Genomic DNA, 15,462 nt, shown 5'->3' with positions numbered 1-15,462 from the left:
GGGAGGTGTGTTCCAAGTGGCGAAAAAATCGAAAGTCTTGAAAGAACTGAAAAGACAACAGATGGTTGCTAAATACGCGCAGAGGCGTAAGGAACTGAAAGAGAAGAGGGACTACGGAGCTCTCCAAAAACTGCCCCGCGACTCCTCCGCGACCAGGCTTCATCATCGCTGCGCGGTCAGCGGCAGGCCAAGAGGTTATATCAGTAAATTTGGCGTTTCTCGCATTGTTTTTCGGGAGTTGGCCCATAAGGGGCAAATTCCTGGTATAACGAAGTCCAGCTGGTAACTACCTTGTCAACTGCTATTGTTGGACGACAAGAACAGATAAACATGGATAAGCCGCATAAACTGCGGCTTTTTTCATATATTCGCAGCTTGGATTTCATTTGATTGACACGCGTATTGCTTCAATGTTACTTTTTAATAATACCCATTTTATGGGTCATCATTTAAGGAGTGTTTTGTATGAGGTTACCCGTACATGAACGATTCATTGAACAGGCAATAGCGTATTTTCGCCAAGATCAACGATTTGCTGGTTTGCTCGCAGGCGGTTCTATGGTGTACGGCGCGATGGATGAGTACAGTGATTTAGATTTAATTGTGGTTTATCGTAATGAATTCCGAAGTGAGATCATGGAACAACGGCTTCAAATTGCTGAAGGGCTGGGTAACCTGCTGTCGGCATTCACGGGGGAGCATGTTGGTGAGCCTCGTTTGGTTATTTGCCTATACGGCCCCGATCCGCTTCATGTCGACCTCAAATTTGTACACCCGCAAGAACTCGAATCTCGAATCGAAGATCCGAGAATTCTATGGGAGAGAGGTTCTGACATTACAACGATACTGAACAAAACGACGATGTCTTTTCCTAACCCTGATCCGCAATGGATTGAAGACCGCTTTTGGGTATGGGTTCATTACGGTGCAACTAAATTAGGGAGAGGCGAATGGTTTGAAGTAATAGATCTTTTAACATTTATGCGAAGCGCCGTCTTGGGGCCGCTCATTCTCATGCGTAACGGCCAGCAACCGCGAGGGGTTCGAAAATTAGAGAAATACGGTGTCCAGGAATTAGAGGAGCTGAAAGGAACGATTTCCCTCCACAACTTTGATAGCTGCTACCAGGCTTTAAAGAATACGATAGCGTTGTACCAAAGCTTACGCCAGGCATCGGAAATTGTAACCAAAACGGAAGCAGAACGTATCTCTATCAAGTTTCTTGACCATGTCTATTCAGCCAAATCTCAATAAAAAAGGTCGGACGACAATAAAGGTAAATTCATTTTACTAGGAGTACTATATATAAAATTTAACAGATGGGATATGGTGTAATGTCGAACTCCGTTGAGTTGGTGAAACCTACAGCTGCATATAAGAGGGAGTATCTGTCTTTTTACGAAGATTGGATGTCGGATGAACAGGATATTACCCCGTGGGTAGTGAGGAAAGATCCTTCTGATTTTGATACCATGATCGAATTTTTATATGCGGAAGATACAGAAGAGAAGCTACAGAACAAGAGCTTTGTCCCTCATTCTACGTACTGGCTTATCGACAGCTATTCAAAAAAAGTAATGGGTGCAGTCAATATTAGACACAGACTTAATGAAAAACTCTTGAATAGCGGCGGGCATATCGGTTACGGAATACGTCCGTCGGAAAGAAGAAAGGGCTATGCTTCCGTACTCTTAGCATTAACCCTTGAAATCACGAGAGATATGGGACTAAACAAAGTGCTGCTGGTTTGTGATAAAGGAAATTTGGCATCGGAAAAAACGATTTTGAAGAATGGTGGTCAGTTTGAGTCGGAGTATGTGGAGGAGAATGGGAACGTTGTAAGACGATTTTGGATATTCTTATAGACTTTATGCATTGAGGATTTTACCCATCATATCCGGACTCCAGGGCGATGGATAAAAAGAGGTCGACCAGCAAGCTCTGGTGACCTCAGCTATTGATGTTCTATTCGTTAGTACGAAGCGCTAACAAGCGTTTTAAGTTATCATCTATAAATTGATTATCGGCGCTGTTGATTCCGCGTCCGGCAAAATGACCCCAGATCGACTCAATGGGCTTAAATAGAGCATGAGGTATAAGATTAGCCTCGTATTCATTGTCGTCCGCCGGGCAGAAGAGATCCGTGCTACCCGGCATGATGCAGGCAAGCGCCGAAATGCTTTTGAGCGCTTTATCGAAATCTCCGTCATAGGAGGGGTTCGCACTTATGTCTGCATGTTGACCTGTCCATAACATGGCCAGGACATTGTGCGGATCCATCTTCATAAAGCTGTCTTCCCAGACGCCTGCCATAAAATCTGCCAAAGAGTCAAAACCCATCTCACGATAAAGTTCCTCCCTATAAAACGCCTGCGATACGCCCCACCCAGCATAGACGCGACCGACGGCGCGCATGTCTTCTGTAGTCAACTTGTTTAGTTTGCTCGAATCGAAGCCGACTGCAGCCATGAGCGGAGCTTTCATTCCTTCCAGGACCACGTATGTTTGGGGCCAAGTCTTGGCAACGCCGGCAAAAGGGGCGATTCGCTCCACCATGTCGGGATAACTTGCACCCCATTGGAATGCTTGAATGCCTCCCATGGACCACCCAACGACAAGAGCGATCTTGTGAATGCCGAATTTTTCGGTCACCAGCCGATGCTGAAATATAACGTTATCATAGATGGTTACCTGCGGAAATTGAGCCCGGTCGAATGGGGGAGGCGTGTTGCTGGGGGAGGAAGATAATCCGTTACCCAACAGGTTTGGAACGATGATGAAATATTCTCGCGGATCCAATGCCATTCCGTCTCCAATCAACCATTCATTCTGTATATGCTGGTCTCCAAAAGCAGTTGGATAGACGATGACATTATCTTTCTTCTCATTTAATCGTCCATATGTCTTATAAGCAAGAAAAGCATCCGGTAACGTCACTCCGGATTGCAAGGTTACGTCACCCAAATCAAAAATTTCATAATCCATCCTATCGTTTGCTCCCTTCAAAATGAATCCATATATTTAGATTGTCGTTCTTGTACTCAGTATAGGGTCATGGTACTCTCAATAAAAGTGAATAGAATTCAAAACAGTATTCAATAAAATTGAAAGTAAGAGGGGCATCGTATATGGAATTACGCCAACTGATTACGTTCCGCACGGTGGCGTCCACATTAAATTTCAGTCGTGCTGCGGAAGTGCTGAGCTACGTCCCTTCCAACGTCACGATGCAAATGAAGGCATTGGAGGATGAGCTGGGGGTTCGCCTGTTTGACCGTTTGGGCAAGCAGCTCGTACTCACAACGGCGGGTAAACGCTTTTTAACACATGTCCAGAGTGTTCTTGACCAATTGGAAGAAGCTAAAACCGTCGTTCATGACAACGAAGTTCTAAGCGGCACCCTAACGATAAGTGCCAATGAGGTGATTTGCGCCTATCGGCTTCCGGCTGTGTTTCAGTTATTTCGTTCGCGCCATCCGGGCGTGCGTCTCATCTTCCGCTCCGTTCCCAATCAAGAGCTCAAACAAACACTCTTTGAAGGAAGCGCGGACGTCGTCTTTATGCTGGACGAACCCATTCGCTCAAGCGGACTTGCCGTGGAACCCTTGCTGGAAGAAACGTTCCGCTTATTCGCCGCTCCAGACCACCCGCTCGCAAAACGGACTGTGCTGCGGCTCGAAGATTTTCACGAAGAAGTGTTCTTGACGAATGAAAAGGGTTGTCCCTATCGAACCATGTTTGACCGGTCCTTTGAAAAAGAGGGCATTGACAGTATTACGTATTTAGAGTTTCAAAGTGCCGAAGCCATTAAACAATGTGCCATTTCGGGAATCGGCATTGCCTTTCTTCCTGAAATCGTAGCGGAAGCCGAAGTTGAACGAGGCGAACTGGTTGCCCTTCCATGGCAAATTCCGGATTTGCACGTGTATACACAAATGCTGTGGCATAAGGACAAGTGGCTTTCACCCATCATGATGTCGTTCATAGAAGCGGCAAGGGAACTTCTTGCTTCAGAGGAGGATAATAGGTCATAGGAAAAAGGTGAGGAATGTCCTCTGCGCCGGTAGGAGGCCACTCTTCACCTTTAATTGTACCCACCCACTTTATTACAAAAAAATCCCAACATGTTGAGTTGGGATTTCTTTTAATTAAGAATGTAATGGGAGCTGCACCGGAATTTGAAAAGAAACCGTAGTGCCTTGATTCATCGTGCTCTTGATGACCAGCCCGCTGCCAAAGGTTTGGAGCAGACGACGATTCGTGTTGTAGAGACCGATGCCGCCTGTTCGATGGTCGGGTGCATTCAGGAGTTGGGCAACCTGGTCGGGTTCCATCCCAAGCCCGTTATCCGTCACTTCAACGACGATAATGTCCTCTTGCATCGCAATTCTGATCCGTATCGTGCCGCCACTGGCCCTCTTCATAATGCCGTGCCGAACCGCATTCTCCAATAATGGCTGGATCGCCAGCGGCGGGATGAGGACGTTGAGATCCCAATCAACTTCCCAGATTACGTTCAGGCGTTCCCCGTACCGTTCCTTCTCTACGTATAAATAGGCTTGGATAAGCTCAAGCTCCTGCTGCAGCGGTACCAGCCGATCCTGATTCCGATAATGGAAGCTGATCTGCAGATAGGAGCTGAAAGCCTCGCCAAGGCTTCGCATGCGATCGATGTCCAATTCGCTAAGCGCCATAATCGAATTCAAGGTGTTGAACAAAAAGTGAGGGTGGATCTGTGCCTGCAAATAGGCTGCTTCCATGCGCAGACGATCATCCACCGTATGCTTCAGCGTGATCAGGGAATGGATGCGGTATCTCAATTCTACAGGATCAACCGGCTTCGTCACATAATCATTTGCGCCGGATTGGAAGCCGGCATACACATCGGCCGATTCGCCTCGAGCCGTCAGCAGCAGTACGGGCAGCTCCGAGGAGTTAAAGCGCTCCCTTACGGTGCGGGTGAGCTCGTAGCCGGACATCTCCGGCATCATGACATCCGCTATGAGGAGATCCCACGGCTGCGAGCCGAGAAGCTCAAGCGCTTCGGCAGCCGAGGCAACGACATTCAGGTTGTACGGCTCTGCCGAAAGAATGCCGGCAAGGATGCGCAGGTTTACAGGATCGTCATCCACGGCCAGGATACGGACGGGATGCTCTTTCGACCATAACTTCGTTGGTACCTGCATAGGGGTACCTTCTGTTGCGACGTCCCAGCTGGCCGCGATTTCATTGTATACAGCTGTGTCTACAACGGGTACGGGAACCTGCTGCGAAGCAGAATACTCTGCGTTTGTGTCCGCAAGCGGGAGTGTGAATGCAAAAGTCGTTCCTTTCCCTAATTCCGATTCGACCGTCAGCTGGCCGTCATGCAGCTCAACGAGCTCCTTGCTGATGCTAAGCCCTAGGCCGATCCCCTTCGCGTCATTTAACCCTTGATTCCCCTGTTCGTACGGAAGAAAAATACGGTTTAGCGTTTGAGGGTCCATCCCGATCCCGGTATCCGTTACCGTGATCGTCATTTTACTGCCCTTGGTAGAGGCGGAGACGGTAACGGAGCCCTTCTCCGTGTATTTGATGGCGTTGTGAATCAGATTGAGCAAAATTTGAACGAGTCGTTTTTCATCCGCCTGTACGGCAGGAAGGGTTTCGGGGATATTCATCTTGAACTGAACGGGCGCGCCGTCCGTCATAAATTTTACGATATCGAATACCCCGTTCACGACGGAAACCAGGGAAACCCGGCTCGGCTGCAGCTGAATTTGCTTCTCCTGAAGACGGACGGCATCCAGCAGATCATTTAATAAATGCGACATTCGACGGCTGACCGTAATCAACAGGTTCAAATCCTCGCTGCTCTGTTTGCCGAGGGTTTCTTTCTCCCGTTCAGCAAGGCTTATGGCGATATTCAAGATTCCGTGCAGCGGCGTGCGCAGCTCGTGAGACGTGTTGGCCAAGAACCGGTCCTTCATTTGATCCGCGTGCTTCAACTTATCGTTGAGTTTGCTGATTTGATGAAGGTTGCGGAAGTATCGCTTAAACCAATAGGCCGAAAATCCGATGATGGCCGCGAGCACGTCAACCGGATAATACACGGCTGGGAGCTCCCAATATTTATTAAGCGCTCCCCATAGGGCGCTTGCCAGCACGCCGCTGGCCGACAGCAACAGGAATATGGAATCATCCTGGCTGTTAAAGACCATTCGGGTAAACAGGAACAGCGACAGCAGCATCGGCAGCAGGTAAAAGGCGCCGAACACCCGGTATTCTACGAGCCAGTGAACCCAAGACACAGGAGCGGCAAAGACCACGACCGTATATAGAGCCAGAAGCGTGCTGAATGTGATAAACCATACGTTACGTTTCCGGTCGGTAAAGGTGCGGCTCAGCTTCCATATGAAATACGACAGCCACGAATAGGAGAGAAAGGTTGCTTTGACCTCCCATTCATAGTTTAAAGGCACCCATTTCAACAGGAGACTGTCGTGGGATGTTACGACGGTTAAAGCGGCCGATACTAGCAGCAGGAAAAAATCGAGCAGCGACCTTTCCCGCGGATTGAATATGTATAGAATGAAGGCGTACAGTCCGTGCAGCATCAGGACGACAAACATAATCAGCTGAAGATCAACGGAAACGCCGTGCTCATCCTGGATTGCCTGGTGCGATCCCAGCTTGATCGGCTTTGCGATTCCGCCTAGGTAAGGATGCTCATAATTCGCCACGCGTATGATCAGATCGAGCTCTCTAGCGTCCCGGTCGGGAACATAATCGACAACGAAAGAGGTACGGTTCGGCAGATAGGAGGCTTGGCCGGGCTCGCCCGTCCTTCCCATGGAAGCTACCGTTTCGCCGTTGATGTCCACGGTAGCCGCGGATTGAATCTCCTGGATCCAGAACGAAATAGGGGCCGAAAGCGGGCGATCCAGCAATATGCGAAGCCGGTACGTTCCGCTGCCAAACGAAGTGTTTGCCTTATTCGTACGATCATTATTCCAGTCCCCAGGTACATTTACGTAGGAAAACTCATGAGAAGGCTCCATTTCCTGCTCTTTAGCCAGGATGTCGGCGTAGAACTGCCACTCTCCGTCCAAGTTGATGGATTTTGAGCCCAACAGATCCCAGCCTCTCAAATCGAGTATGCCATTGGAGACTTTCGGTTGATCTGCAGGAGGGGCATAGGTTTCAAGCCAGAGCCAACGGATCCCCAGCAGCATGCTCAAAAAAACGACAAATGCCGCAAAATGCGGGAGTATTTTGATAATTTGAAATCGTTTGTGGTTCTTAGCGGGTATGGTTGTCACCGTTCACGTTCCTTTTTAAAAGTCTTACCTTTCAATATACGCAAAAATAGGATAGCCGTACAGCACTTAATGTTAGGTTGATAAGGACTTGGACTTATATCCTTTGCCGAAAATGATTGGTGTGAATGAACTCGGAAGAGCTCTCGCGGCTAGCAATGTCTCAATCATGCTAATCCATGACAGAATAATCAAGGTCCGGTCATTTCGATCTCCTTATAATTGTAGATTGGACAGTTCATAACATCATGGAATGTGAGGAGTTTGATCATGCAAGCAAGAGGAGATTTGGGGAACGGCACTTATAGAAACCCGATTTTGGCCGGTGATTATGCGGATCCTAGCGTGGTCAGAGTCGGAAACGATTATTATATGACGCACTCCAGCTTTAAGTTTGCGCCGGGATTATTGATTTGGCACTCTGAAGACTTGGTGAACTGGGAACCCATCGCCAAAGCGTTAACCGATTATGCCGGCGATATTTGGGCGCCTGATTTGACGTACTACAAAGACCGGTTTTATATCTATGCTCCCATCAATGAAGAGATCATGGTGCTGACGGCGATGCATCCACACGGACCTTGGAGCGATCCGCAAAAGGTGGGGGTGCAAGGAATTGACCCGGGACATGTCGCGGATTCCAATGGAAACCGGTATTTGTTTTTTAGCGATGGTTATATGGTAGAACTGGCTGAGGACGGTTTGTCGGCTGTGGGCACTCCGCGCAAAGTGTACGACGGCTGGGCGTTTCCGAAGGAATGGGTCGTGGAAGGAAACTTTATGGAGTCTCCCAAGCTAACGTTTCATAACGGATATTTCTATCTTACCGTGGCGCAAGGAGGTACCTCGGGGCCTTCGACCAGCCATATGGTCGCTTCTGCGCGATCCAAGGAGCCATGGGGGCCATATGAACACTCCCCCCACAATCCGATTATCCGAACGCAAAGCCGGAATGAACGATGGTGCTCCAAAGGGCACGGTTCCTTGGTTGACACCCCGGACGGCGGCTGGTGGATCGTTTATCATGCGTACGAAAAAGGATACTACACACTCGGCAGGCAAACGCTGCTCGAACCGCTGGAATGGACGGAGGACGGATGGTTCCGCGTCCCGCTTCATTGCAAGACAGATGAGCCTATTCCAAAACCGCCGGGAGATGCCGTTCCGCATGGCATGACTTACGGTGAATTTCAAGAAGCGTCCGGCGGGCTGGGGTATCCGTGGAGCTGGTATCAATCCAGCAATGATATTCAATATACTCTGCAGAAGCAAGCGATAACGATCCAAGCTGCTCCCGAGGTGGCGCCCCTGGTTATGATGCCGGAAGACCATTCTTATGCGGCGCAGGTGGAGATTGAGCTCTCCGAAGAATCGGAAGCCCAGTTATTATTGTTCTATAATGGATCGACGTATAGCGGATTCGGCATATCCCAAGAGGGGCTTTATGGGATTATTCGCGGCTGGGAGACGCCATCAAAGCCTTTTCCGCATCGGCGTGTCATCGTTCGGCTTGAAAATAACGAGCATGAAGTCGTCTTCTATTACAGTGCGGATGGATCGGTATGGAATAAATTTGAGCATTCATTCGAAACCTCAGGCTGGCATCATAACACATTGGGCGGATTTCTTGCATTGCGAATCGCTCTTTGGGCGAAAGGTTCCGGCGAGGTTACGTTTAGAAACTTTATCTATCAGAAGCTGTAAATATGAAGCGACGTGCCTTTAATCCATAGGTGCGTCGCTTCTTCCATTGGCGAGGCGGCGCGTGTGGAGAAAGAACCTGTATGCCGCGCGTGGGAAGCACTTTACCTATTTGTTCGGTATGCTTTTGGAGACTGCCCAAAGATCTTCGAGAACTGACGGGTAAAATAATTGCTGTCATTGAATCCGCTCTGATAAGAAATGTCCGATATCGGCAGGTTAGTCGTCTTTAACAGCCTGCATGCATGCTCCAAGCGGAGCTGCAGGAGATAGGCGAAAGGCGTTGTCTGGTAATAGGATTGGAATATCCGATTCAAATGCCTGACGGATATATTGGATTTGGCCGCAATTTCGTCACGGGAAATGGGCTGCAAATAGTGATCCTCCATAAAGGAAATGGCTTTGGCCAAATGCATCAAATTACTTTGGGCTCCTTGACGCTCTTGCTTTTCATACTGCCGTGACAGCTGGACGACGAGCTCCATAAATCGCGACCGCAGGATGGTCTGGTAGCCCTGCAGCTTGTTCGCGTATTCCTCAATCATGAAGTCAACAACGGAGGATACGTAATCCAGACTTGAGATCGGCAGGCTCATCTTGCTCAAGGCATGGTTGATACTGCGGTAATACGGTTCAAGAACGAAAAGCGCCTGATACCCGTTCGATCTTTTGAACTCAGGACCTGCCGATTCCAGCATTTCGGGCCTATACATGATGTTGCAAATCCGAAACTCATGCGGATCCTTATATCCATGGGAGGTTGTGCCGTTAATGACAAAGACGTCCCCTTTCTTAATAAACGATTCCTCTGTGTTGACGATATGGGTGGCATTCCCGTGCAAAACGATAACGAGTTCGGAGAAATCGGCATGGCGATGCACATACATATCCTCCTCATGTCGGCCGTATTGAATAAAGAACTTAAATTGCTCATCGTTCGTAAACCAATTCAAATGAAACCTTCTCATTCGGACTCCCTCCAAAAGCATGGCTTGCAGTGACCTGATTGTCCTTATCATGCTATTTAAAGTATTTAAAATCAAGGTTGGAGGACTAGTGTGAATAATTGGGGAAGCGTCAGGTTGATCCTGCTTTACAAGGAAAAAGCCAATCAAGTTGATAAACCAGCTACTTTGTGTTACGATATACCGGTAATATGTCACACTAATTACCGAGCCGCGGAATGTGGAGAATAATTTTAGTAAAACAGTTGACACTCCATCTACTCTGTAATACAATGTACCTGTAGTAAGTAATACTAAATAGTTCGATTTATAAAAGCTGTTAGGTAAAACATCCCTTAGTACTATGTTGTACTGAATATTGGTCAGACTAAATAGAGGAGGGACGAAAAAGAGGAGGCTTTGAACATGGAAAATTTAACTGAAATGCTGAAGGGTTCGCTGGAGGGCTGCGTGCTTGAAATCATCAGCCGCCATGAAACCTATGGCTATGAGATTACCCGCCGATTGAACGATCTTGGATTTACCGAAGTCGTGGAAGGGACGGTCTACACCATTCTCGTGCGATTAGAGAAGAAGAAACTGGTGAACATCGAAAAAAAACCGTCAGACATGGGACCGCCCCGCAAGTTTTACACGCTTAATGAAGCGGGCCGCCAGGAACTTGAGTTGTTTTGGGAAAAGTGGGATTTTGTATCATCAAAAATCAACGTCTTGAAGTCGACGTAGCTTCATAAGATATTCCGTCCGATAAATGGAGTGTCGGGTTCGGCTTTATAAAAAAGGAGGAACAATAACATGATGGAAATATTCAAAAAAATGATCGGCGATAAAAAAGAGTACAAGATGATGATGGCACGCGTTGAAGCCCTGCCGGAAGACTACCAGTATGTATTTAAGAAGATTCAAAATTACATGTGGAATTTCTCCTCAGGCAACGGGATGGATATGCTGCATATGCAGTATGAATTAATCGAATTGTTCGAAGCCGGTGCGGCGGAAGGCAGACCAGTGCTGGAGATCACTGGGGATGACGTGGCATCCTTTGCCGACGAGCTGGTTGCTAACGCTAAAACCTATGTCGCGAAGTATCGTGAAGATTTGAATCAGAGCATCATGAAACGATTGGGTAAGAAATAAATTCATTACAATAATACCGACTGATTAGCTGGTTACACGTGTGAATTGCCACCTTCGCTATTCAGTTATATTTTTAGCCCAGTAGTAAGTGATACAGATTATCAGTCAGACTAACTAGTTGCGTTGTAGCACTCAAGGCACTTAACCGTAATTTTCGGAATTCTCAAGCGCGGCCTAATCGGGCTAATTATAAGGAGGAAAAAAATATGAGCAATGCGGCGATTTCTGTAAAAGGATTGAAAAAATCCTTTAAAGACAAGGAAGTCTTAAAAGGGGTGGATTTTGAAGTGCGGCGCGGCGAAATTTTCGCGCTGCTGGGCTCCAATGGAGCCGGCAAGACGACGACGGTCAACATCCTCTCGACGCTGATGAAGCCCGATGGCGGCACAGCTAGTATTTGCGGCTCTGACGTCCAGCGTCAACCGGATCATGTTCGTCAGAGCATCAGCCTGACTGGGCAGTTTGCAGCTATTGACGGCATGAACACAGGAAGGGAAAACCTGATGATGATCGCCAAGCTCAGGGGAGTTTCCAATACTGCACAAGTCGCCGACAATCTGCTTGCAAAATTCAGCCTGACCGATGCGGCGGGCCGCCGGGCGGACCAATATTCCGGCGGGATGAAGCGCCGGCTTGACATCGCCATGAGCCTGATCGGGAGTCCAGCCGTCATTTTTCTTGACGAACCGACCACAGGACTTGACCCTGAAGCACGCATTGAAGTCTGGAATACCGTCAAGGAGCTTGCCGGCAGCGGCACAACCATCTTGCTGACGACCCAGTACCTGGAGGAAGCCGAACAACTGGCGGACCGTATCGCCATCCTGCATGGCGGAAAAATCATCACGACCGGCACCCTTGCCGAACTCAAAGAGATGTTCCCACCGGCAAAAGTAGAGTATATCGAGAAGCAGCCGACATTGGAGGAAATTTTCCTCGCAATCATCGGCAAAAAGGAGGAAATGTAAATGAAAAGCAAAACAGGGGTATTATTGGGGCGTTTAATGCGCAACATCATGAGAAGCCCGGATACGATTATCACGGTGGCGATTACGCCGATAATGATGATGCTGTTGTTTGTCTACGTATTTGGCGGCGCCATAGAGACAGGTACGGCCAACTACGTCAATTATTTATTGCCGGGAATTTTGCTGATGGCTATCGCATCCGGCGTCTCTTATACTGCCTTCCGGCTGTTCGGAGATGTAAAGAGCGGGCTGATGGCGCGTTTCATTACCATGCCGATCAAGCGCTCGTCGGTATTGTGGGCTCATGTGTTGACATCGCTTGTTTCCAATGCGCTAACGGTCGTGGTGGTTTTCCTCGTCGCTCTATTGATGGGTTTCCGTTCCGGCGCTAATATCCTGGATTGGCTCGCGGTAACAGGGATACTCGGGTTGTTTACGCTGGCGCTGACATGGCTGGCGGTCATTCCCGGCTTGACAGCAAAGACGATGGAAGGGGCGACGGCCTTCTCGTACCCGCTGATATTCTTGCCGTTTATCAGTTCGGCCTTTGTCCCTACCGAAACCATGCCTAAAATTGTCCGTGCGTTCGCTGAGAACCAGCCCGTGACTTCCATCGTGAATGCGATTCGTGCCCTCTTGCATGAAGGATCTGTCGGCAACGATATCTGGATCGCGCTTGCCTGGTGCGTCGGCATCATGGTCATCGCTTACTTTTTCGCCAATAAAGCCTTTAAGCGCCAGTTAGGATAAGTACACCGAGCCTCCTCAAGTGATCGGAGAACACGTAACATCTTTCATCGAACAGAATGGCCATGGATACTTTAAAAGCCGCATGAAATGCGGCTTTTTTTCGTTTGAAGAATATACGTTTTACTTGAAAAATTGTATGTATCTCATCATTTCGGATATGCCATTCATTTGCTTTTCCAGTTGCTCATTCAGCTTCTGAAGAGCCACTTTGAAGGAGCGTTCAATCGTAGTTAGATCATGTGTCTCTAAAGCTTCAAGCAGCTGTTTCATGCTTTCAATGAAAAAGACGGTTTTCCTTAAACTGCTTAGCACAATAATCTTTTTTAATTCCTGAGACGTAAAGACTCGATATCCGTTTTCCGCGTTTCGCTTAGCGCGAATAAGCCCCTCCTTTTCCCAATGTCGAATAGCGGAGGGGTTAACGCCAGCAATCATGGCGACCTCCCCGATTTTCATTTCATCCGTGACCTGAATATTTCTATACTTGGAGAAATCGGTTTGATGGATGAGCCCCATAATCTCCTCGACTCGTTGCTTCTCTACCTGAATGTTGTACTGTTGCACATTGATCATCCAAAGTGCTTGTTCAACATGCCCCTTCTTTAATAAACTCATGACCTCGTAGGCGATAGGCAGATCGAATCCTTGAACCAAGGATCGTAAAGCAAGGAATGCTTGATCATGGAGCGGCGTGTAATATCTTCTGTTGCTTGAAGTCCGAGGTACGTCAGGCACCAGGCCGAGATTTTCATATCTTCGCAAGGTAGTGGTGCTGACATTAAGTTTCTTGGCCATCTGTTTCGGAGTAAAGGTTCTGTCCATTTGCGTGCACCTTCCTTAAAGTCAAACTCTAAAGTACGGCAACAATATTATAAGAGACAAAGAGCCTCCAGACAAGGATTCCCGGTATATCAAGCGAAATCTTGCATGAATGTTATATGATCGAAGCAGGAACAAAAATCGAGGAGGTAAAGGCGTCATGGAGAAAGGGGATTATGCTTTAGCATCCTATCGTAACCTACAGCCCGGCGAATTCATTACGTTCGGCACGTATCCGCAGTCCGTGGACGGCAAAGAACAGGCGATTACTTGGCGTGTTCTTCAAAACTCAGGAAGCCAGCTGTTGGTAATGAGCGAGTATATTTTGGACTGCAAGAGGTATCACGGCAAGAGTGCGGATCTGACGTGGCGTGATTGCATGGATATATCGTGGCAGGACTGCGACTTGCGCGAGTGGCTGAATCATGAATTCTATAACGTCGCATTCAATGCTTCGGAGAAAGAACTCATCAAGACGACGCATTGCACGGACAATGGAAAGGGCTGCCCGGATACGGAGGACAAGGTTTTTCTGCTCAGCGTTGCCGAAATAAACGATGTATCTGAGACTCACGGCAAGGATTGGAGACGCGCTGTCGGAACCGATTATGCCAAAGCGAAAAAGCCCGATGGATGCAGCTTATATGTATATGATAAAACGAACAAAGACAACTATGTCATCATAGACGGCAAAGAAGCCGGCTGCTCCTGGTGGTGGTTGCGAACGCAAGGAAACAAGCCTTCACGTGCGTTTTTTGTAGGGACAGGCTGCAGTGCTCGCAGCTATGGAAATAACAGTATAGACGGTTATGGCATACGCCCTGCTTTAAATTTGGATCTATCCGAGATGGAATAGGATAACTTTCCGGATGAAATATCGGAACTCATACTTTTCGAGGAGGTAAGACATGGATTACACTTCCCAGGCAGAAGCGGCTTTCGAAGTAAAACGGTGGCCCAAACATACCCTAGCGGCGGGTCGACGCCATTCCGTGGCTCTTCAATCGGACGGCACGGTCACGGCCGCAGGAGATAATCATTACGGCCAATGCGATGTCAGCAGCTGGCGCGATATCGTAGCGGTCGCGGCCGGGAATGTTCATATGGCAACGAACACGGGGAATGCTCATACCATCGGTCTTAGATCGGACGGTACGGTGGCGGCTGTAGGTTGGAATAAGCATAATCAATGCGATGTCAGCGGGTGGCGCGATATGGTTGCGGTTGCGGCGGGCTGGCGCCGCACCGTCGGTCTTCAATCGGACGGCGCAGTGGTGGCTGCGGGACGAAATAATGAAGGTCAATGCAGTGTAGGCGGCTGGCTTGACATAGCGGCGGTCGCCGCAGGTGACTGGCATACGGTCGGTCTAAAAACGGACGGCACGGTAACGATCGCGGGGAATAATCGGTACGGCCAATGCAATGTAAGCAGCTGGCGCAACATCGTGGAGGCATCGGCGGGCTACCTTCATACCGTCGGGCTTCAATCGGACAGCACGGTGGCCGCTGTAGGTTTAAATAAGCACGGACAGTGCGATGTAATCGGTTGGAGCGGCATAGTGGCGGTCGCGGCGGGGAGTTATCATACCATCGGTCTTAAATCCGACGGTACGGTCATTGCCGCGGGCTGGAATAAGCATGGACAATGCAATGTAAGCGGCTGGCGCGACATTGTAGCGGTAGCGGCGGGATGTGCTCATACGCTCGGCCTTCAATCGGACGGCACGGTCGTAGCCGTGGGTGATAATGAATATGGCCAATGCGATGTGAGCGAATGGCGCGGCATCCAGCTGCCCGGCAGGTATTAATGTTAATTGCTTAACT

15 protein-coding genes are annotated in these 15,462 nt (G+C 48.6%); 11 read left to right on the top strand and 4 right to left on the bottom strand.

What is annotated here, in order from left to right:
- Positions 1-16: 16 nt before the first annotated feature.
- From rpsN to M1D70_RS16800, 3 genes are all read left to right on the top strand, one after another.
- The gene (gene rpsN / locus M1D70_RS16810; protein ID WP_456287387.1) at positions 17-286 is read left to right on the top strand and encodes a 30S ribosomal protein S14; all 270 of its coding nucleotides are present in this window, start codon (positions 17-19) and stop codon (positions 284-286) included.
- Positions 287-465: 179 nt separating this feature from the next.
- Entirely contained in the window at positions 466-1,254 is a 789-nt protein-coding gene (locus tag M1D70_RS16805; RefSeq protein ID WP_009592400.1) for a nucleotidyltransferase domain-containing protein, read from the top strand.
- An 80-nt stretch (positions 1,255-1,334) separates the two neighbouring features.
- Positions 1,335-1,865 carry a GNAT family N-acetyltransferase gene (locus M1D70_RS16800; protein WP_456287386.1) on the top strand — a complete coding sequence of 177 codons (531 nt, stop codon included), beginning with the start codon at positions 1,335-1,337 and terminating at the stop codon, positions 1,863-1,865.
- 100 nt (positions 1,866-1,965) lie between these two features.
- Here the strand turns inward: M1D70_RS16800 and M1D70_RS16795 are convergent, their stop codons facing one another.
- Positions 1,966-2,985 carry an alpha/beta fold hydrolase gene (locus M1D70_RS16795; protein ID WP_456287385.1) on the bottom strand — a complete coding sequence of 340 codons (1,020 nt, stop codon included), beginning with the start codon at positions 2,983-2,985 and terminating at the stop codon, positions 1,966-1,968.
- A 143-nt stretch (positions 2,986-3,128) separates the two neighbouring features.
- On the opposite strand from M1D70_RS16795, the gene M1D70_RS16790 reads away from it, so the two are divergent.
- Positions 3,129-4,034, top strand: a complete 906-nt coding sequence (locus tag M1D70_RS16790) for a LysR family transcriptional regulator (RefSeq protein ID WP_090914512.1) — start codon at positions 3,129-3,131, stop codon at positions 4,032-4,034.
- A gap of 114 nt (positions 4,035-4,148) precedes the next feature.
- On the opposite strand, the gene M1D70_RS16785 is transcribed toward M1D70_RS16790, so the two are convergent.
- Positions 4,149-7,301: an ATP-binding protein gene (locus tag M1D70_RS16785; protein WP_456287384.1), complete on the bottom strand. Its 3,153-nt coding sequence runs from the start codon at positions 7,299-7,301 to the stop codon at positions 4,149-4,151.
- A 267-nt stretch (positions 7,302-7,568) separates the two neighbouring features.
- Between M1D70_RS16785 and M1D70_RS16780 the strand changes: the two genes are divergently transcribed.
- A complete protein-coding gene (locus M1D70_RS16780; protein ID WP_456287383.1) occupies positions 7,569-9,002 on the top strand; it encodes a family 43 glycosylhydrolase in 1,434 nt (477 codons plus the stop codon).
- Positions 9,003-9,103: 101 nt separating this feature from the next.
- On the opposite strand, the gene M1D70_RS16775 is transcribed toward M1D70_RS16780, so the two are convergent.
- On the bottom strand, positions 9,104-9,967 hold the full coding sequence (locus M1D70_RS16775) for a helix-turn-helix domain-containing protein (RefSeq protein ID WP_456287382.1): 864 nt from the start codon (positions 9,965-9,967) through the stop codon (positions 9,104-9,106).
- 402 nt (positions 9,968-10,369) lie between these two features.
- On the opposite strand from M1D70_RS16775, the gene M1D70_RS16770 reads away from it, so the two are divergent.
- From M1D70_RS16770 to M1D70_RS16755, 4 genes are all read left to right on the top strand, one after another.
- Complete coding sequence (locus M1D70_RS16770; protein ID WP_009592394.1) at positions 10,370-10,690, top strand: PadR family transcriptional regulator; 321 nt, start codon at positions 10,370-10,372, stop codon at positions 10,688-10,690.
- A gap of 69 nt (positions 10,691-10,759) precedes the next feature.
- Positions 10,760-11,101 carry a DUF1048 domain-containing protein gene (locus tag M1D70_RS16765; protein ID WP_009592398.1) on the top strand — a complete coding sequence of 114 codons (342 nt, stop codon included), beginning with the start codon at positions 10,760-10,762 and terminating at the stop codon, positions 11,099-11,101.
- A gap of 206 nt (positions 11,102-11,307) precedes the next feature.
- Entirely contained in the window at positions 11,308-12,069 is a 762-nt protein-coding gene (locus M1D70_RS16760; protein ID WP_456287381.1) for an ABC transporter ATP-binding protein, read from the top strand.
- On the top strand, positions 12,070-12,819 hold the full coding sequence (locus M1D70_RS16755) for an ABC transporter permease (RefSeq protein WP_009592402.1): 750 nt from the start codon (positions 12,070-12,072) through the stop codon (positions 12,817-12,819). It abuts the gene before it with no gap.
- Positions 12,820-12,939: 120 nt separating this feature from the next.
- Here the strand turns inward: M1D70_RS16755 and M1D70_RS16750 are convergent, their stop codons facing one another.
- A complete protein-coding gene (locus M1D70_RS16750; RefSeq protein WP_456287380.1) occupies positions 12,940-13,641 on the bottom strand; it encodes a MerR family DNA-binding transcriptional regulator in 702 nt (233 codons plus the stop codon).
- 157 nt (positions 13,642-13,798) lie between these two features.
- Here M1D70_RS16750 and M1D70_RS16745 point away from each other — a divergent pair, with 157 nt between their 5' ends.
- Complete coding sequence (locus M1D70_RS16745; RefSeq protein WP_456287379.1) at positions 13,799-14,494, top strand: DUF6273 domain-containing protein; 696 nt, start codon at positions 13,799-13,801, stop codon at positions 14,492-14,494.
- 52 nt (positions 14,495-14,546) lie between these two features.
- Positions 14,547-15,446 carry an RCC1 domain-containing protein gene (locus M1D70_RS16740; RefSeq protein ID WP_456287378.1) on the top strand — a complete coding sequence of 300 codons (900 nt, stop codon included), beginning with the start codon at positions 14,547-14,549 and terminating at the stop codon, positions 15,444-15,446.
- Positions 15,447-15,462: the final 16 nt, after the last annotated feature.

The sequence above is a fragment of the Paenibacillus sp. AK002 genome, from assembly GCF_053903045.1.
The sequence above is the reverse complement of the archived record's forward strand: the minus strand, read 5'-3'. Positions and strand labels throughout refer to the sequence as shown.